The organism is Nonomuraea mangrovi, assembly GCF_042681425.1.
GTDB lineage: Bacteria > Actinomycetota > Actinomycetes > Streptosporangiales > Streptosporangiaceae > Nonomuraea > Nonomuraea mangrovi.
Map to the genome: position 1 here is coordinate 81179 of NZ_JBHUFV010000003.1, position 19776 is coordinate 100954.

At 69.0% G+C, this 19776-nt stretch carries 22 protein-coding genes; 9 read left to right on the forward strand and 13 right to left on the reverse strand.

The window, feature by feature from the left end; translation table 11 throughout:
• Positions 1-6: 6 nt before the first annotated feature.
• Positions 7-834 carry a DMT family transporter gene (locus tag ACFSKW_RS00495; RefSeq protein ID WP_379567898.1) on the forward strand — a complete coding sequence of 276 codons (828 nt, stop codon included), beginning with the start codon at positions 7-9 and terminating at the stop codon, positions 832-834.
• A 126-nt stretch (positions 835-960) separates the two neighbouring features.
• Positions 961-2115 (forward strand): alcohol dehydrogenase catalytic domain-containing protein, encoded by a 1155-nt coding sequence (locus ACFSKW_RS00500; RefSeq protein ID WP_379567900.1) that lies wholly within the window; start codon positions 961-963, stop codon positions 2113-2115.
• Positions 2116-2119: 4 nt separating this feature from the next.
• Here ACFSKW_RS00500 and ACFSKW_RS00505 read toward each other — a convergent pair whose 3' ends face one another.
• The 4 genes from ACFSKW_RS00505 to ACFSKW_RS00520 form a co-directional block, all read right to left on the reverse strand.
• The gene (locus ACFSKW_RS00505; RefSeq protein WP_379567902.1) at positions 2120-2686 is read right to left on the reverse strand and encodes a mycothiol-dependent nitroreductase Rv2466c family protein; all 567 of its coding nucleotides are present in this window, start codon (positions 2684-2686) and stop codon (positions 2120-2122) included.
• A gap of 426 nt (positions 2687-3112) precedes the next feature.
• The gene (locus ACFSKW_RS00510) at positions 3113-3535 is read right to left on the reverse strand and encodes an SgcJ/EcaC family oxidoreductase (RefSeq protein WP_379567904.1); all 423 of its coding nucleotides are present in this window, start codon (positions 3533-3535) and stop codon (positions 3113-3115) included.
• Entirely contained in the window at positions 3532-3825 is a 294-nt protein-coding gene (locus ACFSKW_RS00515; RefSeq protein ID WP_379567906.1) for an SDR family NAD(P)-dependent oxidoreductase, read from the reverse strand. Before ACFSKW_RS00515 ends, ACFSKW_RS00510 begins: the two co-directional genes overlap by 4 nt.
• Before the next feature lie 172 nt (positions 3826-3997).
• Positions 3998-5212, reverse strand: coding sequence for a M20/M25/M40 family metallo-hydrolase (locus ACFSKW_RS00520; RefSeq protein WP_379567908.1), 1215 nt, complete (start codon positions 5210-5212; stop codon positions 3998-4000).
• A gap of 132 nt (positions 5213-5344) precedes the next feature.
• Between ACFSKW_RS00520 and ACFSKW_RS00525 the strand changes: the two genes are divergently transcribed.
• The 3 genes from ACFSKW_RS00525 (at position 5345) to ACFSKW_RS00535 (ending at position 7144) form a co-directional block, all read left to right on the forward strand.
• On the forward strand, positions 5345-5803 hold the full coding sequence (locus ACFSKW_RS00525; protein ID WP_379567910.1) for an Lrp/AsnC family transcriptional regulator: 459 nt from the start codon (positions 5345-5347) through the stop codon (positions 5801-5803).
• A 222-nt stretch (positions 5804-6025) separates the two neighbouring features.
• Entirely contained in the window at positions 6026-6481 is a 456-nt protein-coding gene (locus ACFSKW_RS00530; RefSeq protein WP_379567912.1) for a hypothetical protein, read from the forward strand.
• Between the two features lie 345 nt (positions 6482-6826).
• Positions 6827-7144: a hypothetical protein gene (locus ACFSKW_RS00535; protein WP_379567914.1), complete on the forward strand. Its 318-nt coding sequence runs from the start codon at positions 6827-6829 to the stop codon at positions 7142-7144.
• Positions 7145-7268: 124 nt separating this feature from the next.
• Here ACFSKW_RS00535 and ACFSKW_RS00540 read toward each other — a convergent pair whose 3' ends face one another.
• Both ACFSKW_RS00540 and ACFSKW_RS00545 read right to left on the reverse strand, forming a co-directional pair.
• Positions 7269-7925: a response regulator gene (locus tag ACFSKW_RS00540; protein ID WP_379567916.1), complete on the reverse strand. Its 657-nt coding sequence runs from the start codon at positions 7923-7925 to the stop codon at positions 7269-7271.
• 5 nt (positions 7926-7930) lie between these two features.
• Entirely contained in the window at positions 7931-8944 is a 1014-nt protein-coding gene (locus ACFSKW_RS00545) for a HAMP domain-containing sensor histidine kinase (RefSeq protein ID WP_379567918.1), read from the reverse strand.
• Positions 8945-9115: 171 nt separating this feature from the next.
• Between ACFSKW_RS00545 and ACFSKW_RS00550 the strand changes: the two genes are divergently transcribed.
• From ACFSKW_RS00550 to ACFSKW_RS00560, 3 genes are all read left to right on the forward strand, one after another.
• Positions 9116-9739, forward strand: a complete 624-nt coding sequence (locus ACFSKW_RS00550) for an SPFH domain-containing protein (RefSeq protein WP_379567920.1) — start codon at positions 9116-9118, stop codon at positions 9737-9739.
• A gap of 133 nt (positions 9740-9872) precedes the next feature.
• Complete coding sequence (locus tag ACFSKW_RS00555) at positions 9873-10331, forward strand: CBS domain-containing protein (RefSeq protein ID WP_379567922.1); 459 nt, start codon at positions 9873-9875, stop codon at positions 10329-10331.
• 163 nt (positions 10332-10494) lie between these two features.
• Entirely contained in the window at positions 10495-11781 is a 1287-nt protein-coding gene (locus tag ACFSKW_RS00560) for an ArsB/NhaD family transporter (RefSeq protein WP_379567924.1), read from the forward strand.
• A gap of 63 nt (positions 11782-11844) precedes the next feature.
• On the opposite strand, the gene ACFSKW_RS00565 is transcribed toward ACFSKW_RS00560, so the two are convergent.
• Both ACFSKW_RS00565 and ACFSKW_RS00570 read right to left on the reverse strand, forming a co-directional pair.
• Positions 11845-13143 carry an arginine deiminase gene (locus ACFSKW_RS00565; RefSeq protein ID WP_379567926.1) on the reverse strand — a complete coding sequence of 433 codons (1299 nt, stop codon included), beginning with the start codon at positions 13141-13143 and terminating at the stop codon, positions 11845-11847.
• A complete protein-coding gene (locus ACFSKW_RS00570; protein WP_379567928.1) occupies positions 13140-13673 on the reverse strand; it encodes a copper chaperone PCu(A)C domain-containing protein in 534 nt (177 codons plus the stop codon). Before ACFSKW_RS00570 ends, ACFSKW_RS00565 begins: the two co-directional genes overlap by 4 nt.
• Before the next feature lie 476 nt (positions 13674-14149).
• On the opposite strand from ACFSKW_RS00570, the gene ACFSKW_RS00575 reads away from it, so the two are divergent.
• Positions 14150-14971, forward strand: coding sequence for an alpha/beta fold hydrolase (locus ACFSKW_RS00575; protein WP_379567930.1), 822 nt, complete (start codon positions 14150-14152; stop codon positions 14969-14971).
• Positions 14972-15070: 99 nt separating this feature from the next.
• On the opposite strand, the gene ACFSKW_RS00580 is transcribed toward ACFSKW_RS00575, so the two are convergent.
• From ACFSKW_RS00580 to ACFSKW_RS00600, 5 genes are all read right to left on the reverse strand, one after another.
• Positions 15071-15499: a hypothetical protein gene (locus tag ACFSKW_RS00580; RefSeq protein ID WP_379567932.1), complete on the reverse strand. Its 429-nt coding sequence runs from the start codon at positions 15497-15499 to the stop codon at positions 15071-15073.
• A 389-nt stretch (positions 15500-15888) separates the two neighbouring features.
• On the reverse strand, positions 15889-17136 hold the full coding sequence (gene fmdA / locus ACFSKW_RS00585) for a formamidase (protein WP_379567934.1): 1248 nt from the start codon (positions 17134-17136) through the stop codon (positions 15889-15891).
• 81 nt (positions 17137-17217) lie between these two features.
• The gene (locus tag ACFSKW_RS00590; protein ID WP_379567936.1) at positions 17218-17874 is read right to left on the reverse strand and encodes an AmiS/UreI family transporter; all 657 of its coding nucleotides are present in this window, start codon (positions 17872-17874) and stop codon (positions 17218-17220) included.
• Between the two features lie 151 nt (positions 17875-18025).
• Positions 18026-18301: an FmdB family zinc ribbon protein gene (locus ACFSKW_RS00595; protein WP_379567938.1), complete on the reverse strand. Its 276-nt coding sequence runs from the start codon at positions 18299-18301 to the stop codon at positions 18026-18028.
• 398 nt (positions 18302-18699) lie between these two features.
• A complete protein-coding gene (locus tag ACFSKW_RS00600) occupies positions 18700-19674 on the reverse strand; it encodes a LysR family transcriptional regulator (protein ID WP_379567940.1) in 975 nt (324 codons plus the stop codon).
• Positions 19675-19776 lie beyond the last annotated feature (102 nt).

Genomic DNA, 19776 nt, shown 5'->3' on the forward strand with positions numbered 1-19776 from the left:
CCCGCCGTGTTCGTCGTGCTGTGGAGCAGCGCCTTCATCGCCGGGATCCCCGGGGTCGCGGCCGCTCCCCCGCTGCTGCTGATGTTCGCGCGCTTCGCCCTGGCCGGGGTACTGCTCGCCGGCTACGCCCTGATCACCCGCGCGCCCTGGCCGCGCGGCCGGGCGGCGGCGCACATCGCCGTCTCCGGCCTGCTGATCCAGGCCGTGCAGTTCGGCAGCTTCTACACCGCGCTCGGCATGGGCTTTCCCGCCGCGGTCGTCTCCCTCGTCCAGGGGCTCAGCCCCGTCGTCATCGTGCTGGCCATGCGGCTGCTCGGCGAGACGGTCACCCGGCGGCAGGGGCTCGGCTTCGCCCTCGGCGCGACCGGTGTCGTCCTCGCGGTGGCCGACCGGGTGAGCCTGTCCGCCTGGGGTGTGGTGCTGTGCCTGGTCGGGTTGCTCGGGTTGAGCGCCGGCACCCTCTACCAGAAGCGGTTCGTCCCCGGCATGGACGTGCGTACCGGGACCGCGGTGCAGCTTCTCGTCAGCGCCCCCGCGGTCGGGCTGGTCTGCCTGGCGGTCGAGACCCCACGGGTGTCGGACTGGGCGGCTTTCGGCGCGTCCGTGGCCTGGATGGTGCTGGTCAACTCCATCGCGGCGTTCATCCTGCTCAACAAGATGCTGCTCCGCTCGTCAGCAAGCCGGGTGAGTACGGTGTTCTTCCTGACGCCCTCGGTGACGGCGGTGCTGGCCTGGGTCCTCATCGGCCAGTCGCTGCATCCGCTCGCCGTCACCGGGCTCGTCCTCGGCGGCGCCGGTGTCCTGCTCGCCAATCACCGGGCCGCCACGGCGTGAGCGGCGGATCGGCCGGTGCCCTGTGGGGCGGCCGGTCGCCCGACGTCCGGCCGCGGCTCCGGCCGTACCGGTACCCGCCCGCCGAACCGATCGCGAAGACAACCTGGGATCCAGAGAGGTGATGTGATGAGAATCCGCGGAGCCGTCCTCGATGAGATCGGCCGGGCACGCCCGTACGCCGAATCCCGCCCGCTGTCGATCTGCGAGCTCGAACTGGACCCGCCCGGCCCGGGCGAGCTCCTCATCAGGGTCGAGGCCGCCGGTGTGTGCCACTCCGACCTGTCGGTCGTCGACGGGAACAGGGTGCGGCCCCTGCCCATGCTCCTGGGACACGAGGCGGCCGGCGTGGTGCAGCAGGTCGGCGTCGGTGTCGATGACATCGCGGTCGGGCAGCGGGTCGTCATGGCCTTCCTACCCCGTTGCGGCACGTGCGACGGCTGCGCCACCGACGGTGTGACGCCCTGCGTCCGAGGGAGCGCCAGCAACAACGAGGGAACGCTGCTGACCGGCGGCGTTCGCCTGCGCCGCGACGGTGTCAGGGTCCTGCACCATCTCGGGGTCTCGGCCTTCGCCACCCACGCGGTCGTGGACCGGCACTCGGTCGTCCCGGTGGGCGACGATGTCCCTCCCGAGGTCGCCGCGGTCCTCGGCTGCGCCGTGCTCACCGGCGGCGGCGCGGTGATCAACGTCGGCGAACCCGCCGCAGGCCAGACGGTGATGGTCGTCGGGCTCGGCGGAGTCGGCATGGCCGCGCTCATCACCGCCCTTGCCCTGAAGGGCGTCACGGTCATCGGCGTCGACGGCAACCCGGACAAGCTCGTCACCGCGCGGGAGCTGGGCGCCCACGCCGCCTACACCCCCGCCGAGGTCACCGAGCTCAAGATCAAGGCGCCGGTCGTCATCGAAGCCGCCGGGAACGCTCGCGCCTTCGAGAGCGCGGTCACCGCGACCGCTCCCGGTGGCCGCACGATCACCGTGGGCCTTCCGGCGCCCGACGCCCGATCGTCGATCTCGCCGCTCGCGCTCGTGGCGGAAGGACGAACCATCGTCGGGAGCTATCTCGGTTCAGCGGTCCCCGCCCGTGACATCCCCGTCTTCGCCCAGATGTGGCGCGAAGGCAGGCTGCCTGTCGACGCGCTGGTGACGTCCAGGATCGGGCTCTCCGCGGTGAACGAGGCGATGGACCAGCTCGCCGACGGCAAGGCCGTACGGCAGGTCATCGTGTTCGACGAGGACGAGCCCCCCGTGCAGGCGTTCGCCCCCGATGAGGTCGCGGTGTGACGGTTCAGTTCACGATCTCGGGAGCGGGTGGTCCTTTCACCTCGTGGAACCCCGGCGTGCCGGCCACCGCCAGCAGCCCGTCCCACAACAAGCCGGCCCGCTCGCCACGAGGCACCTGCGAGATCACCGGCCCGAAGAACGCGATACCGCCCACCGCGACGATCGGCGTGCCGACGCGGCCCCCCACCAGCGCGACGCCCCGAGCGGTCGAAGCGCGCAACTCGTCGTCGTAGTCTTCGCCGGTCACCACCTCGGCCAGCTCGGGAGCCAGCCCCGCCTCCTTCAGAGCTGCGGCGAAGTCCCAGTCCTCCCGCCTGCCGTACGCGCTGTAGAACTCACCGAGCGCGGCCTTGCCGTACCGACTCTCGACGGCCGCGCAGACCCTGGCAGGAAACCACAGGTAGCCCTCGGTGTCGCCTTCCGGATCCTCGTCGAGGTGCTCGTTGAGGGCGGACAGGCTGAGGATCTGCCACCGCACGGTGACCGGGCGGACCTGGGTCACCTCGAGCAGCCAGCGGGAGGCGTTCCACGTGTAGGGGCACGACGGGTCGAACCAGAAGTCGGCGATCATACTCCCAGCCTATTTCGGCGTGATCGAACGCCGCTCCTGCTCGCGGCCGGACGATCGCGGCCGGACGATCGCGGCCGGACGGCATCCGTACGGCCGGGGCGACGCGGCCGACGTCGACGCCCGTGCGGCTGATCGCGTCGACCAGCAGCGTCGCGGCCACCGTGGCTCCGTCGACGCGGATCGTGCCGGCCACGGCGGCCGCTCGTGCGCGGGTCTCGGGGGTCAGGGCCGTCCTGAGCGCGCCCGACAGGGACTCGGCGCTCGGAGTCGGACCGTCGTGTGCCGCGCCGATGCCCAGCTCGGCCACCCGGCAGGCCCAGTACGGCTGGTCCGCCATCTGGGGGACCAAGCTTTCGACGTGGTCGTCCGCGCTGCCGGGGTGGGCGGGATCCCTGGGTTCCAGGGACGATGATCGCGGTCCGGTCGTCACTGAACCTTCGCGGGCGAACCCGTGTCGCCAGGCGGTGATGACCCTGAGTCATGGTGGGTGGCGGCGTGGTACTGGTGGATGAGCCAGGCCTCCTCTGCCTGTTCGGCCACGATGGACAGGCGTATCCGGTGGATGTCATCGGTGGGCGCGGTGAAGGTCACCTCCGCGAACCCGTGCAAGATCGCCTGGCCCAGCAGGGCGGCGGACAACAGCTTGGCTTCCGCGGTCGTGCCGTGGGCGATCCTGTCGTAGTACTCGAAGATTTCCTCTCGGCCGCGTCGCAGCCGTGGACTGATGCCCTGGAAGAGCGCGTCCTGGCTGAACAGCAGGACGATCTCGGTCGGGTGGTATGCGTTGAAGGCCCGCTGCCAGGCATGGAGCAAGGCGGTGAGGACGCCTGTGGCGTCGGGGCCGGTCATCGGGGCCCGCCCGCGTGCAGAGCCTCCCGCTCCCGCTGCTGGGGCGGCTCCGTGTGCGGCCGCCGGTCGTGCTCGGCCATGTCGTCTGCGGCATGCGACTCGGCCTCGTCGGCGCTGTCGGCCGCCACCATGACAACGTCCACGCCGCTGGGCGAGATCGCCTCGACGGCAGCGCGCAACCTCCGGATGTGACGCGCGATCAGGGCGATCGGCAGCCCCTCTCGGCCGAACCGGCGGGTCACAGCCTGTCCGATCACCGCGCCCGCCCCGATGATCAATGGTTCGGACACTGCTGTCTCCTCTCTTGCGACATCAGCGACACTGGGACGCTAAGGGGTCACATCCATGTGAAGGTCAAGGAAGGAGCGGTGCGGATCGGCGACCCGGCCATGACCGGAAGGATTCGGTTCGTGGACGGCCGTCCTCACCGGGTGGGCGGTACGGCCGCGCCGACCACATGGGTCACGACAGCATGTCGCTCGCGTAGAGGGCGTACACGGCGGCGCAGCGGCGCATGGCGGCCTCGTCGACGTACTCGTCGGGGCCGTGTGAGACGTCCAGGCGGCCCGCGCCGTACCCGAAGGAGGGGATGCCGAGCTGTGCGTACCAGCGGATCTCGAGAATGCCTGCGCACATCTCGAACCGGGCCGGCGCGCCGTGGACGTCGCCGACGACGCGGGCGAGCGCGACGGCCGCCGGGTGGTCCTGCTCGGTGCCGGCGGACGGCTGCAGCTGCGTCGTCTGGACCGACACGTCGGCGCCGATCTCGCGGGCGGCGTCCTCGATGAGGCCGGTCAGGCGCTTGAGCTCGCCCTCGAGATCCTCTTCTGGGTTGTAGCGGCCGTCGACGGTGAAGAAGGCCGAGCCTGGCACGACGTTGAAGTTGGAGCCGCCGCCGGACAGTCCGCCGACGACGACCATGGTGCCGCGGGCGTCGTCGGCGGCCATCGGGAACCCGGTGTGCCGCTCCGCCATCTCGGCGGCGTACCGCTCGACGGGGCGGGCGATGTGCAGCATGTGTTGGAAGGCGTTCGCGCCGAGGTTCGCCTGGCCGACGTGGGCCTCGCGGCCCCGGATGTCGACACGGACGGAGACGGCGCCGCGGGCGGCGTTCCAGATGCCGCCACCGCTGGGTTCCGCGGTGACCATGGCCAGCGCGGCCGGATCGATCAGCTGTGCGGCGCGCAGGTGCCCCGCGCCGACGACGCTGCCGGTCTCCTCGTCGCACACCAGGTGCACGACGATCCGTCCGTCGCCGAGCAGTCCGAGCTGGTGGGCGGCGGCGGCTCCGTAGAGCATGCTGACGATCCCGCCCTTCATGTCCGCCGCGCCCCTGCCGATGATCTTTCCGTCGCGGCGAACGGCCGTGAACTGCCCGCGGTTCTGGGCGGGCACCACGTCGAAGTGACCGTGGAAGTAGACGAGCTTGTCACCGTCGCCTGCGGTGCCGCGGACGACGCACGGGTCGTCGAGCTCACCAGGTGCGTCGACGATGTCGATGATCTCCGGAGACAGGCCGAGGCGGTCCATCGCCTCGCGCAGGACCTGCGCGCAGCGGCGGAGCGCGCGCCCTGGCGGGTTCTCGGAGTCGACGGCCACAAGACGTTCGAGGAGCTGCGCCATCTCCTCTGCGCGTTCGTCCAGCCAGGCCTCGACCTGCGCGGCACGGTTCGTCACGAGCTTCACCCTCTCATCGGACGATGCCACGTTCCGGCTGGCCGCTCGGAGTCGGGGCGCGGGTTGAGTCGGAGTAATTCTAGGCCGGAATTGTCCTTATTTGGTTTCCAATTCTGACGCTAGAATCGCCAGGTGAGCAATGAACATGCGCTTGATGCCCTCGACAAGGAAATTTTGTTTCATCTGCAGCAGGACGGCCGGTTGACCAACGTCGAACTCGCCAGGCGCGTGGGGCTCACCCCGCCGCCGTGCCTGCGCCGGGTGAAGCGTCTGGAGGAGGCGGGGATCATCACCGGCTACCGGGCGACCGTCGACCACGAGGCCCTCGGCGGCGGGCTGGAGGTCATCGTCTCCATCGAGGTCAGTGTGAGCGACCTGAAGACCTTGGAGGAGCTGGAGAGGACGATCGCCGCCTACGACGAGGTCGTCGAGTTCCGCCGCCTGTTCGCCACCCCCGACTACCACCTGCGCGTCCTCGTCGCCGACTACGCCGCCTACGAGGCGTTCCAGACCGGGAAGATCATCGGCATACCCGGTGTGGCCAGGGTGATCTCCCAGCCGACCATGAAGAAGATCAAAGTCCTCGACTGATCCAGGTCACGGCCTTGGCACGGTGTCCGGGCTTCATGAACCGGCGAAGGCGAGACCCCTGGCCGCGAGCTCCTCTTCGAGGATCCGGATCGCCTTGGGTCCCACCTGAGACCAGAGCGCCGGTTTCTCCGGCCTCCGCCCGCCGCTTCACGAGAAACGCGCCCTCGTGGGCCAACCGCGCCCCAACGCCGGCCCAACACGCCTCTCCTGGCGTTTCACGACGTGATCTTCAAAGGAAGCAACGCCCTGCGCGTACCGCTCACCGTCATCGGCCTGGTGGCCGCCCTCGGAGCCGTCGCAACGACCCCTGCCGCTGCCCGGAGCGCGAGCTGCTGGGGTGGCCCCACCGTCACCATCCCGAACGGCAGGACCTACTCGACCAGTGTCTGCCCCACCTGGGTGCAGACCCGGGTCAGGGAGTTGCCCGCGAGAAACGGGGACACGACCGGCTACCTCTTCCCCGGGAACAACTGGGTGGTCTGCCAGCGCAAGGGAGACGAGAACGACCAGCTCGGCGGCGGCAGGAACGACATCTGGCTGTACACGCAGGGGGACACCACGGAGCACGAGTACAACGGATGGGGCTGGATCCCGGCGACTTCGGTGTCCTACGGCGGCGACTACGAGCCGATCCCCGGCGTCAGATGGTGTACCGGCACCGACCCGCGCTGGCCGTAACGAGAAGGGGCGGTCCCACCTGACCTCCAGCAGCCCGACCCGGATCGAGGCGAGCGTTCTCGACCAGCAGGCGATCCCCTGCGCGGAGGCGGCAAGAGGCAGGCGCGAGAGCGCCCTCCGGGCTTCCACGGCATGATGCGGCTCTGACCGGCGCCCGCGCGTCCTGCTCGCCCGGACGTCGAGCGGGGCGCGTCGCGGCCGCCGGGAGATCCGGCGGCCGAATCTCGCCGGTCGGCTTGGCGATGTTCGGCGCGGTGGTCCGCCGGCCAGGCGGAGGGCGAGGAACTGTCGGTGCCGTGTGCGACTCTGAGGGCCGGCGTTTCCGGATGGAGGAAGGGGCCTCGGATGACCGAGGGAAAGGCACTGTACGCGGACCTCGTCGCCGAGCATCTGACCAGGCCTGAGGTGAGCATCGGGCGCATGCTGCGCAACGACGGCCTGAAGATCAACGGCAGGACGTTCGCCTTCATCTCCATGCGCGAACGGCTGGTGGTCAAGCTGCCGCAGGAGCGGGCCGCCGCTCTCGTGGCCGTCGGCACCGCGCACGCGGTGGAGATGGGCACCAGGCGCATGCGGGAGTGGGTGGAGATACCCGAGCTCGACGAGGACACCTGGCGCGCTCTCATGGAGGAGGCCGCCGCGTACGTGGAGACGCTCGCCTGATCCGGCCGAGGGAGCCCCCGCAGGTACGGCCGTCGACGCCCCCGGGGCACGGCGACCGGCCGGTGCCGGCCATGGGCGCGGGACCTCGACGATCGCGCTGCAGGGCGGGCTCACCGGCCGTGGCTCAGGGTTCGACGAGGCCGGTGCGGATGGCGTAACGGGTCAGCTCCAGCCGGTCCCGCATGCCGAGCTTCTGCAGGATGTTCGCGCGGTGACGGTCGACCGTCTTCACGCTGATGACGAGCGTGTCGGCGATCTCCTTAGCCGAGTTGCCCTCGGCGATCAACTTGACGATCTCCTCTTCCCGCTGCGTCAGCAGGCTGTCCGGTTGCCGCTCGCCGAGCCGGTCGCGTTGCAGATACTCGCGGATGAGCGCGGTGACCGCGCCCGGGTAGAGGAACGGCTCGCCGCGCATCGCCGCCCTGCACGCCTCCAGCAGGTCGCGGTCGGCGACCGACTTGAGGACGTAGCCCGAGGCTCCCGCCTTGAGCGACTCGAAGAAGTACTGCTCGTTGTCGTACATGGAAAGGATCAGGATCCGGATGCGCGGGGCTCGCCTGGCGATCTCGCGGGCGGCCTGGATCCCGGTCATCCGCGGCATCGCGATGTCGAGGATGGCCAGGTCGACCTGGCCGGGGTCGGCCGCCTCGACGGCCTCGGCCCCGTCGGCCGCCTCGGCGACGACCGTGAGATCGGGTTCGGCGTCGAGGATCAGCCGTAGCCCGTGGCGGACGAGGGCGTGGTCGTCGGCCAGCAGGATCCGTGTCGGGGGCGTGTTCACCGTGCTCAGCTCCGCTTCCCCGGGTCGGATACGACCAGGCGCACGTCCGTGCCGCCGCCGGGCGGGGAGGTGATGGTCAGGCGCGCGCCGATCAACAGCGCTCGTTCGCGCATGCCGCGGATGCCGGCCCCGTCCTCGATCACGCCTCCCTTGCCGTCGTCGGTGATGCGCAGGGTCAGGTCGCCAGAGGCGGCGCTCACCGTGAGTCGCACGTGGCCGGCGTGGGCGTGCCTGGCCACGTTGGTGAGGCTCTCCTGCGCGATCCGGTAGAGGACCAGCTCGACGTCCCCGCTCAGCGCCGGCAGGTCCTGGTCGACCGTACGAGCCACGGGGACGCCGCTGACCTGAGTGAAGTCGCTGCTCAGGGCGCTCAGCGCGCTCTGAAGTCCGAGGTCCTCCAGCACGCCGGGGCGCAGCCTGCGGGCGACCCTGCGCACCTCGTCGAGGCTGGAGCGGACCGTCTCCTGGATACCTTGCAGTTCCTGGTGGAGCTCGTCGGGCGCCCGGTCGACAGTGTGTTTCAGCCCCAGGAGCACCACCGTGAGACTCTGGCCGATCTCGTCGTGCAGCTCGCGGGCGATGCGCGCGCGCTCACCCTCCTGCGCGGCCAGCGCGTGGGCGCTGCTGGCGTTGCGCTCGGACTCGAGCCGATCCAGCATCGCGTTGAAGGTCTCGATGAGGTGGGTGAGGTCACCGTTCCCGCCGTCGGTGATACGGTCGCCCGTTCGCAGGAGGTCGACACGCTGCATCACCGCGGTGAGCGCGTTCAGCGGAGCCAGGCTGGTGCGCAGCAGAAGCGCGGTGGCGGTGAGGATGAGCGCCAGCCCGACGGTCAGGACGGGCACCTCGGTCAGCAGGATGGGCGAGGACACCGTGGCGGGCGAGAGCGCCAGCACGAGCGTGCCGACGGTGAACACCAGCCCGTTGATCAGGAAGAGCCGCCAGAACAGTGACTGCGCGGGCGGGCGCGCGCTCGTCGCGGGCCGCCCGTCGCTTCGCCGGTCGGCGAGGTCGCTCATCTGCCCAGACTCGCCAATGTGAGTGCGGTTGTCCATGAGGGCCGCCTCCCATCGCGCCGCCTCCCTCATACACGTTGTACCCCTGCGTATATGGGTGCTGGACCCGATGGTGGGAGGCCGGACGCGCTGGTGAGACTGGGGCTCCAGGCACCGCACGCGCGAGGAGCAGTGATGGCGTCGATCGCCGCCGGCTTGCCGGCGACCGCTCTGTCCCAGGAACCGGCCGTGTGGGCCGTCACCGCCGGGCTGATGCTGGCCGCGTTCGCGGTCATGGTCCTGCGGGGCGTTCCGGCGGGGCGGCTCCTGGTGGTGTTCAGGTTCGGCCGCGTGGTGGCCGTGAAGGACGCGGGGCTCGCCGTCGTGATCCCGGGCGTCCATCGCGTGGTCCCTGTGCCTGCGGGTTCGGCGTACCTCGACCTGCTCTGGCTCGAGGCCGTCACCAGGGACGGCGTCGCGGTGACCGTCAACTGTGCCGCACTGGCCTCCGTCCGCGATCCGGTCGCCTACGCGCTGAGCCAGGATCCGCCGAACTCTGCCTTGATCACCATCGCCGAGACCGAGATCCGCCGGTACGTCGGCGAACACGACCTGCTGGATCTGTCCGAGCTCTCAGGCGACGAGCGACGCGAGCTGTCGGCAGCCATCAGCGACCGCACCGGCGCCTGGGGAGCGGAGATCACCTTGATCGACTTCTCCCGGGTGGAGATACGCCTCAGGAAGGACCTGGCGCGCTGGGCGGAGGGATTCGCGGCCCGCGCCCGGCAGGCGTCCAGGCAGGGAGGGTGGACACCATGATCGACCCGGACGTCGTGATCAACCCCGTGTCCCCGATCGAGCTCAGCGCCCTGCGCGGACGCCGGTTCCGGGGGAGGACCTCATGACCACGTCGGAGACGGCCCCTCACCCGGTCGTCCAGCGGGATGGTGCCATGCGAGCACGCGATATCGCCGTGAGCCTGCCGACGGTGACCGTCGACGATCCCGTCGCCAAGGCGGTTCGGGTGATGGCGCTGGGCAGGCTGCCCGGTCTGGTGGTCGTGGACGACCGGGCGCGCCCGTGGACGGTACTGCCGGGAACCCAGGTGCTCCGGCTCGCCGTGCCCGGCGCCTACCAGGAGGACCCCGTGCTCGCGCAGACGATCGACGAGGCCCACGCGGACCTGTTCTGGCAGGAGCTCGGCGACCTGAGAGTGGGCGACTGCCTGCCGCGCCAGACGGCCAGGCCCGTCACGGTGCCTCTCGACGCCACGCTGCTGGAGGTGGCCGCGCTCATGGCGCGGATGCGCAACCCTCTCGTCGCGGTCGTCGACGAGGACGGCACGCTGTTCGGCGCCATCACCCTGGAACGCCTGCTCACCCACCTCGCGCTCGCCGACCCGGCCGGCTGACCGGCCGCGTGCCGCCGACGCCGTTCTCCTGCCTGCGACACAGCAGCGCGCCCATGTCCGGAGGTCGTTTCGTGTACCGCTCGCTCCCGCCGCCGCCCGCCTTCATGAGCTTCTCGGGTCATGGGGGCGCAGCGGTGCGGGCCGGTCCGCCCGGACGTGATCGATGAGCGCCGTCATCTCGCTGTCGATCTTCGTGGTGGCGTTCTACTTCATCGCCACGGAGAAGGCGAACAAGGTCAGGGTCGTGCTCGTCGCCGCGGGCGCCATGGCCGTGCTCGGCCTGGTACCCGGCGCCCGGGTGTTCTTCTCCGAGCACGAGGGCATCGACTGGAACGTCATCTTCCTCCTGCTGGGCATGATGATCATCGTCGGTGTGGTCAAGCAGACGGGAGTCTTCGACTATCTCGCCATCTGGGCGGCCAAGAGGTCGAAGGGCGAGCCGTACCGGCTCATGGTGATGTTGATGGTCATCACCGCCATCGCCTCGCCGTTCCTGGACAACGTCACCACGATCATGCTCGTCGCGCCCGTCACCGTGGTGGTGTGCAACCGGCTGCGCATCCCCGCGCAGCCGTACCTGATCGCCGAGGTCCTCGCCTCCAACATCGGCGGGGCGGCGACACTCATCGGCGACCCGCCCAACATCATCATCGGCAGCCGCGCAGGGCTGACCTTCAACGACTTCCTCGCGCACATGGCTCCGGTGGTGGTGGTCATCTTCGCGGTGTTCGTGCTGTTCACGCGGGTCCTGTTCCGCGGCTCGTTCCGGTACGAGCCCGAACACGTCGCCGCCGTGACGGCATTGCAGGAACGGCGCGCCATCACCGACCCCCGGCTGCTGGCGCGGTGCATGGCCGTGCTCGCCTGCGTCGTCGCCGGCTTCGGCCTGCACGCCGTGCTGCACGTCGAGCCCTCGATCGTCGCCATGGTGGGTGCGGGTGTCATGCTCCTGGTCTCCCGCGCCGACGTCTCGGAGATCCTGCACGAGGTCGAGTGGCCGACTCTGGTCTTCTTCATGGGTCTGTTCGTCATGGTCGCCGGACTGGTGCACACCGGCGTCATCTCCACGGTCGGCGCGTGGACGGTGGCCGCGTTCGGCGATGACTACTTCCTCGCGGCGACGGCGCTGCTGTTCGGCTCCAGCGTGCTGGGCGCCTTCTTCGACAACATCCCCTACGTCGCCACCATGGCGCCCGTCGTGGAGGGCGTGGTCGCGACGACCCCGGATCCGCGGACCGGCCAGGCGCTGTGGTGGGCCTTCGCCCTCGGGGCGGACTTCGGCGGCAACGGCACCGCGGTGGCGGCCAGCGCCAACGTCGTCGCCATCGGCATCGCCTCGCGAACCGGCCACAGCATCGGCTTCTGGCAGTTCACCAAGTACGGGATCGTGGTGACCGTACTGAGCACGTTCATGGCGTGGATCTACGTCTGGCTGCGCTACTTCACCTGAGCACGACCGCCCGGCCCCTCCCATCACTGGTCGAGGCGGGCGAGGCAAAGGGCGACGACCGGGTCAGATCGGGTCGCGCAGGATGGGGCAGGTCATGCAGTGCCCTCCACCGCGGCCCTTGCCCAGCTCGAATCCCTCGATCTCGATGACGTCCACGCCATGCTCGCGCAGCTTCCTGTTGGTGAACTCGTTCTTGTGGTAGCCGACCACGACCCCCGGCTCCAGAGCGACGAAGTTGCTGCCGCTGTCCCACTGCTCCCTGGCGCGCTGGTAGTCGTCCCCGCCGGTCGGGATGATGTCGAGCTTGCCGATCCCCAGGGCGTCCTCGAAGGCCGCGGCCAGGTTCGGCTCCCTGTGCACGTCGAGCGTCCCTTCCTTGTCGCCCGGCCGCAGCGAGTACACCGCCGCGTTCTCCACCACCGGCGGATAGCCGGTGGCCTTGTCGACATCCAGCAGCGTGAACACGGTGTCGAGATGCATGTAGGAGCGATGCGGCGGAATGCCGACCGCCAGTACCCTGGTCGCCGCCCCGGCGGCGAACAACTCCAGCGCCAGATGCTCGACCATGATCGGGCTGGTGCGCTCGCTCACCCCGATGGCCACCGTGCCCTTGCCGATGGGCATCATGTCGCCGCCCTCCAGCGAAGCACGGCCGAAGTCCTCCTCGTCGAACCCGCCGTCGTCACCCATCGGCGGATACCAGTAGGCGAAGCCTTCATCGGCGAACATCGGATGGAAGTGGTAGACGATGCTCTGGTTGACCGTCTCCAGTCGGCGGGCGTGGTAGTAGAGCGGGTTGAGCGACACCCCGCCGTACAGCCAGGCCGACGGGTCGCGCTGGTACAGCGAGTTCGGCAGCGGCGGCAGGATGAACGACCCCGTGGCGGCCATCGCGGTCACCAGCGAGCGGACGTCGAAGCCTTCCCTGCCTGCCTGGACGTCGGCCAGGAACTCCTCCTTGGTCAGCCCGCCGATCAGATGCTCGGCCAGCTTGTCCCCGCTCCAGGAGGCCAGTTCGTCACGGACCTCGTCGACCAGCACCGGCCCCACGGTCAGGTGGGTGACCATGCGCTCCACGATGTGCCTCTTGGCGTCGGGGGCGGCCTCCAGCGCCTCCGCGAGCAACTTCTGGTGGTAGAACACCTCGATGCCGCGGCCACGCATCATCTCCACGAACGCGTCGTGCTCGATCTGGGCGCGGCCGACCCACAGCACGTCGTCGTACAGCAGGTCGTCCTTGTTCGTCGGCGTGAGCCGCTTCAGGCTGAGATCGGGCCGGTGCACGATCACCTGTCGAAGCGTGCCCACCTCGGAGTGGACTCCGTATCTCGTGCTCACAACGCCCCCAATCCGGGTCGTCACCGTGAAGGAGATGGGTTGCCCGCTCCCCGCGACAGCGGGAGGACGGGGATGCGGAGCGTCAGTGTGCCCGCGGTCGGGGAACGGAAGGTGACGTCGACGGGGGTGGCCCCCATCGGGCGGTGAATGCCGACCAGCTCGAGGTGCGGCCTGTCGTGTCCCTGCTGGAGACTGATCGTGCCGCGGGGCGGGACCGCCACGTGGATGGCCTGATCAGCGGGCGCGGCCCCCTCCCGGTAGACGACCTTGTCGGCGTGCACCGTGCTGGCTCCGTCGAGCACCTGCTCCCTGTCGCCGTTGTTGACCAGCGTCAGGTAGAGGCCGAGGTCGTCGCCCGCCTTCTGCTTGTCCATGGACGGGGCCAGGATGTGCACGTGGACCAGCCGCAGCATGCCGACCTGCCCGTCCACCAGCCCCCCGCGGTCCCACTGCTCGGGACCGCGCCCCGAGGAGCAGGCCCCGCACGCCAGCAGCAGGCACGCGGCCAGGAACACCCGCGGCCCGCCCCGGAATATCGCGTTCCACTCGCGCACGTCGAGCCCTCCGTGATCGGTCGGATCGTGATCAGGCCGCAGGCAGCGCCGACGTCGCCGGAGGCCGCCATTCCGCCGGTACCGCGGGCGGGCGGGCGGGACGCGGGACTCGGGCGGGAGCTCGTTCGCGTGCGGACCTTGGTGTGAGACCGCGTCGCCGCTACCGGACCGCGGTGGTGGCCTGGACGTGCCGGACGGCCTCCTGGATGTCGGCTGCCCAAAAGGTGCATTCGGCATCATTCCACCGCGATGTGCACGCCAATCTGCGGGTGCTGATGCTTTGTCAAAGGTTGAGGGGCGACCGGATACGGCTTGGCGTCGACGGATCCGCCCACCGCACCCGCCCGAAGACGCGGGCGACGTTGCCGCGCGCCGGGGGTCGTCGAGATGCGCGGGCGGAATTGGCTCATTCGCGCGATGTCAGCGCGTCCCCCACCGAGTTGGGTGGAGACCACAGCCATCCAAGGGGAATGACCATGACATATTTCACCACCACCGACGGTACCGAGATCTTCTACAAGGACTGGGGCAGCGGCCGCCCCGTCGTGTTCAGCCACGGCTGGCCGCTCAACGCCGATGCATGGGACGACCAGCTCAACCTGCTCGCCGGCGAGGGCTTCCGCGCGATCGCCCACGACCGCCGCGGGCACGGCCGTTCCGCCCAGACCTGGGACGGCAACGACATGGACACCTACGCCGACGATCTCGCCCAGTTGCTGGAGACGCTTGACCTGCGCGACGTCGTCCTGGTGGGCCACTCCACCGGCGGCGGCGAGGTGGCCCGCTACATCGGCAGGCACGGCACCTCCCGTGTCGCCAAGGCCGTGCTGCTCGGCGCCGTCCCGCCGCTGATGCTCAGGACCGACGCCAACCCCGAGGGACTGCCGATCGAGGTGTTCGACGGTATCCGTGCCGGCGTCGCCGCCGACCGTTCCCAGTTCTACCGGGATCTGAGCGAGAGCTTCTACGGCGCCAACCGGCCGGGCTCGGCCGTCTCGCAGGGCACGCGTGACGCCTTCTGGCTGATGAGCATGCAGGCGGGGCTCAAGCCCGCGCTGGACTGCATCAAGCAGTTCTCCGAGACCGACTTCACCGAGGATCTCAAGCGCATCGACGTGCCCACCCTCATCGCTCACGGCGACGACGACCAGATCGTCCCCATCGCCGATTCGGCGCTGAAGTCCGCCGAGTTGGTCAAGGACGCGACCCTCAAGGTCTACTCCGGGGCCCCGCACGGCCTCGTCGGCGCGTTCAAGGACGCCTTCGACGCCGACCTGCTCGCCTTCGTCAGGAGCTGACCGCCGCCTCTGTCACGGCTCCGCGAAGGAAGGTGCCGTGTTCGGACACTCGAGCCAGCAGAGGAGCAGCGACCGTCGTGCGCCGACGGCCGGTGCGCCTCATGGCGTACCGGCGATGGCGCACGCGCGGCACGGGGGACGCCCGCAGATGCACTGCATGATGGCGTTGAGGACGTCGTGGTCGTGGTACAGGCACCGGTCGTTGCAGGTGTGGCGCGGAACGAATCCCGCCTGGATCTCGTCGGGCCACGGCTCTTCGCCTTCGCGGCAGCGGACGAACTGCTCGGGGTCGGCCGAGTGCAGCCCGTGCATGCGGTCCCTGGCCTGGGTCTCCAGCGTCCGTGTTTCGGCCACCATGGTCTTGAGCTGGGCGGCGAGGTCGGAGTACCTGTCGTCGCCGGTTCGTACGTGCGCGGCCCGCAGGGCCATCACCGCGTTGCCGAGGAATCGGCTGGCGTCCTGGAGGTCTGTGGTGTGGTGCATCTGGATGCCCGTCACGCTTCGGACCCACACGGCGTCGTTGTTCATTGATCAACCCTTCGAAGTGGCAGGCGCGCACACCCGTTCGGGATTTGCTCCGCTTTCGGTGGACATGTCAGGGTTTGCGGCTACACGTGAGGATAACCGTATTTTTGCGTATTTTTCTACTCAATGAGCCGAGTTGACCATTGACAACCGTCGAACAGCTCGCGGCGAGACCTTGGAAAACGGCCTCCAGCCTGCTGCGGAAGGCGCCCCGGCCCTGCCGGCCGCACGCTCGCGCGGCGAAAGGCTCTTGGGGATAAAAAGGGCAAAATATTAACCGACGCGGGCGCGATCGCGGCCACCGCGCGATCGGCGTTCGTCCCCAATCAGCCGATGCGCGGTGGCCGCTCTCGTCCTCATGCGCCGCCGGCGCCTGGATCACGCTGTGACCGTCAGCTCGTCACGGCACACTGCCCGCGCTCCTTCCTGACCGGTCCTTCGGGGTTCGGCCGTACGTCGAAGTCGAAGATCGCCGTGGGGAGGTAGAGCGAGCAGCAGGCGTTGGGGATGTCGACGATCCCGCTGACGCGCCCTTCGATCGGGGCCGAGCCGAGGAGCAGGTAGGCCTGTTCTCCGCTGTAGCCCCACCTCTTGAGGTACTCGACGGCGTTGAGGCAGGCCCTGCGGTAGGCCACCGTGGCGTCGAGGTAGTAGTTGGTGTCGGTGTCGTGGTCCACCGAGATCCCGATGAACGAGAGGAACTCGGAGTAGCGGGGCTCGACGTTTCCTGGCATGAAGACCGGGTTGGTGGAGATGCCGTACTTCTCCATGCCGCCCTTGATGAGGTCGACGTGGAAGTCGATGTATCCGCCCATCTCGATCGCGCCGCAGAAGGTGATCTCGCCGTCGCCCTGGCTGAAGTGCAGGTCACCTCCGGAAAGCTTCGCGTCCTTGACGTGAACCGGGTAGAAGACCCTGGCTCCTCGAGTGAAGTTCTTGATGTCGTGGTTGCCGCCGTTCTCCCGCGCGGGAACCGTGCGGGCGCCCTCGCTCCCGACCCGCTGCGCCACCTCGCCGCTTGCCGTACCGGCGATGACGTTCTCAGTCAACGGCGGCAGGCCGAGCGGCGGGACCCGTTGCGGATCGGTGTCGATGAGAGCCTGCTCCCGGCGATTCCACGCCGCGAGCAGCTCGGCTGACGGCGCGGTGCCGAACAGCCCTGGGTGGGTGATACCGGTGTACCGGACGCCAGGCAGGTGGCGAGATGTGGCCACCTGGCCATGGAAGTCCCAGATCGCCTTGTACGCGTCAGGGAAGTAGTCGGTCAGGAATCCGCCGCCGTTCGCCTTGGCGAACACGCCGGTGTATCCCCATCCCTGTCCTGGCGCGTCCCCGACCTGCTGCGGGACCGCGCCGAGGTCGAGAATGTCGACCACCAGGAGGTCGCCGGGTTCGGCTCCGTCCACCCCGATCGGTCCGCTCAGGACGTGGGCGACGCTCAGATCGACGTCGCGTACGTCGTTCGCGGAATCGTTGTTACCGATCTGCGCGTCGGTCCATTCCCTGCATTCGACTCGGAACTCATCCCCTGGGCGAACCATGTCGGCTACTGGAATATCTGGGTGCCATCGGTTATGCCCGGGTATCTTCTGGTCGCGCATAGACATCGATTGATCGATGCTGAAGACGACGTTTGGCATGATGAATGCCTTTCTTGTGAAAATGTGCCGTCAGGCATGTAGGCGCCGACCACCTCCTCCGGATTCGCGGGCCGCTCCTGTTCAAGTCCAGCGGGGGCGATGCGTCCCGCCCAGCGCCTCGTCGCTCGAGCTCGGTGCCGCTGCGGCGGGTTTGCTCCCTCGTGTCAATGGCCACAGCCCGATGAAGACCACCAGGCCGAACACCGCGAGGACGAGGGCGATGAGGTTCGTGTTCTGCCAGTACCCGGTCAGGACCATGAAGGCGGGGATCGCCGCCGTGATCCACCCCTGGATCGCCGTGACCCAGCCTGTGTACCTGGTGATCTGCTCATGCTTCAAACCCAGGAGCACGAAGAACAGGAACCACAGATAGGCCCAGTAGAGCCAGATGACGCCGAACGCGGGGTCGCCCAGGAGCCGGAAGTTCGCGTACGAGTATCCGAGCGCCATGACGGCCACGAACAAGGAGAAGTAGCCGACTCCCGTGGAGTCGAAACCGCCCAGCAGGTTGATCCCGACGTACAGGTAGGTGAAACCGAAGAGGTAGATGCCTGACGCACCGAGGATCTGGGCCGGGTTCCCTGGATTGGTGATGATCAGCACGGTCGGCGTGATCACCTGCAAGGCCCCGACGAAGAGGTTCAAGATGGCCGCCGCGCGTGGTTCGACCATCTTCAGAAGCATCATTCCGTTGATGAAGAGCACTGCGCCGACGTAAAGAAGTCCGACCGCTCCCATGAGCGACGCACCTCCTGGTGTTGTGGTGTGGCGGCATCACTCACGCCGGGCGGTCCGCGTGACTGTCGCCGCGTCCGGACCGGCGGAGCCGCGTGCGTGACCGGTTCGCCCGCACGTGGCCGCACTGTTTGTTGGTCAGAGATTCTGTTGGTCAGGGCCGGGGCAGGCGTGCCAGCGCCGGGTGCGGCCGCCGACGGCGCCGCCTGGGTGGCAGGTCGGTGACCACTTCAGGCGCTTCCTGGCTCCGCTCCTCACGGGCGAGTCCGGCAGCCACCGCCGCGGGCACCCGGCTGAGATAGGGCGAGGAGAAGACTCGACGGGACGGGCCATGGCACGCGGGGCAGTCGCATACCGGCGTGGCAGTCCCTATCGGTAGATGCACATCGAACCGCCCGCAATCGGGGCAGTGATACTCGTACGTTGCCATAGGCGTCCCCCGGTCAGAGATCTCATTCGATCTTTTCCGGCCTTTGGCACCGCAGAGCCATCGCCGGCCTGCGGCGATCTAGGCATACTTCAGGTAACCTCCGCCTCAATCCCATGTCAAGGTCGCCCTATACGGTAGGGCTTTCACCGAAAACCCGTCCTGAGCGGAAAAGCGGCGCAGAGTAGCAGAACCGCGCTCACCAAGGCGGTAAACGTGCCCAGATCTTTAAAGCGGGTCGCGCACAATGCCCCGGGTGCCAGTCAGACTTTGCCCGACATTTGATGAATATGCGTGACTGGATCGGACGACACGGCCACGGGCCTGGAACCGCCAGAGCACCCCCTCGAACTGATCCCGAAGCCGCTTCGAGTACAGCCCGAACCTCCCGATCTGTCGTACTACTCGGGATCGCTCGCGTCCGCCACGGTGATCTCAGAAGCCGCTGTCGGTGTGCAGAGAGTCCGGCGGACGGCGTCCCGGAGCCAGCGGTGGGCTCCGTCGGCCGTGTGTCGGGGGTGCCAGGCCATGCCGATGGTCAGTGGTGGCAGTTCCAGGGGGATGTCGAGGAGGTGCAGTCCGAGGGCGCCGGCGTCGTGGGTGAGGGGCGAGGGGGCGGCGCCGGGGGGTGCGGCGGGTACGAGGCAGACGATGTCGCTGCGGGTGGCGAGGGTCATCGCGGCCAGGTGGCTGGGGAGGACGACGCTGACCCGCCGGTGGAGGTCCTGCTCGGCCAGAGCGGTGTCGAGGGGGCCGGTGAACCGGCCGCGGCGGCTGACCGCGACGTGTTGGGCGGCAGCGAGCCGGGCTGGGGTCAGCGGCCCTTCGGTGAGCGGATGGCCGGGCCGGACGGCCGCCACCATTCGGAGGCTGACCAGTTCTTCGACCTGGGTTTCGGGGTCCACGTGGTCGATGGATCCGATCTCCAGGTCGATCCGGCCGTCGCGCAGGGCGGGTCCGGCCTCCAGTTCTTCGGCCCGGATCCGGAACGAGACCCCCGGCGCCTCCCGCTGGGCCAGTCGCAGCAGTCCGGGGGCCAGTGCCGCGCCGACCAGGTCGGCGGCTTGGAGAGTGAAGGTGCTGCGGAGGCTGGCGGGGTCGACGCTCGCGCCAGGGCTGAGCAGGGCTCCGAGGCTGCGCACCACTGTGGCGGCTTCCTCGCGCAGGGCCAGGGCGCGTGGGGTGGGAACCATGGTCTGTCCGGCCCGGACCAGGAGGGGGTCCTGGAGGATGCGGCGCAGACGGGCGAGGGTGCGGCTCATGGCGGCGGGCGAGGTCTGCAGACGTGCGGCGGCGCGGGTCACGCTGTGCTCGGCCAGCAGAGCATCCAGCGCGATGGCGAGGTTGGCGTCGATGACCGGATCCGGGCTGCTCACCAGCATTATTCCATTTCAGTCAATGATTCCGTGCTGAAATTCCCATTGTGGCAGCACGGAGATCCTCAGCAGGATGAGGGGCGTACCGAACCAGCACGACCT

Excerpts from the sequence above, each read along its gene's own strand:
- ACFSKW_RS00500 (WP_379567900.1), top strand. The coding sequence starts at position 961 with ATGAGAATCCGCGGAGCCGTCCTCGATGAGATCGGCCGGGCACGCCCG.
- ACFSKW_RS00505 (WP_379567902.1), bottom strand. The coding sequence starts at position 2,686 with ATGATCGCCGACTTCTGGTTCGACCCGTCGTGCCCCTACACGTGGAAC.
- ACFSKW_RS00510 (WP_379567904.1), bottom strand. The coding sequence starts at position 3,535 with ATGACCGGCCCCGACGCCACAGGCGTCCTCACCGCCTTGCTCCATGCC.
- ACFSKW_RS00535 (WP_379567914.1), top strand. The coding sequence starts at position 6,827 with ATGACCGAGGGAAAGGCACTGTACGCGGACCTCGTCGCCGAGCATCTG.
- ACFSKW_RS00545 (WP_379567918.1), bottom strand. The coding sequence starts at position 8,944 with ATGAGCGACCTCGCCGACCGGCGAAGCGACGGGCGGCCCGCGACGAGC.
- ACFSKW_RS00550 (WP_379567920.1), top strand. The coding sequence starts at position 9,116 with ATGGCGTCGATCGCCGCCGGCTTGCCGGCGACCGCTCTGTCCCAGGAA.
- ACFSKW_RS00555 (WP_379567922.1), top strand. The coding sequence starts at position 9,873 with ATGCGAGCACGCGATATCGCCGTGAGCCTGCCGACGGTGACCGTCGAC.
- ACFSKW_RS00560 (WP_379567924.1), top strand. The coding sequence starts at position 10,495 with ATGAGCGCCGTCATCTCGCTGTCGATCTTCGTGGTGGCGTTCTACTTC.
- ACFSKW_RS00575 (WP_379567930.1), top strand. The coding sequence starts at position 14,150 with ATGACATATTTCACCACCACCGACGGTACCGAGATCTTCTACAAGGAC.
- ACFSKW_RS00580 (WP_379567932.1), bottom strand. The coding sequence starts at position 15,499 with ATGAACAACGACGCCGTGTGGGTCCGAAGCGTGACGGGCATCCAGATG.
- fmdA (WP_379567934.1), bottom strand. The coding sequence starts at position 17,136 with ATGCCAAACGTCGTCTTCAGCATCGATCAATCGATGTCTATGCGCGAC.
- ACFSKW_RS00590 (WP_379567936.1), bottom strand. The coding sequence starts at position 17,874 with ATGGGAGCGGTCGGACTTCTTTACGTCGGCGCAGTGCTCTTCATCAAC.
- ACFSKW_RS00595 (WP_379567938.1), bottom strand. The coding sequence starts at position 18,301 with ATGGCAACGTACGAGTATCACTGCCCCGATTGCGGGCGGTTCGATGTG.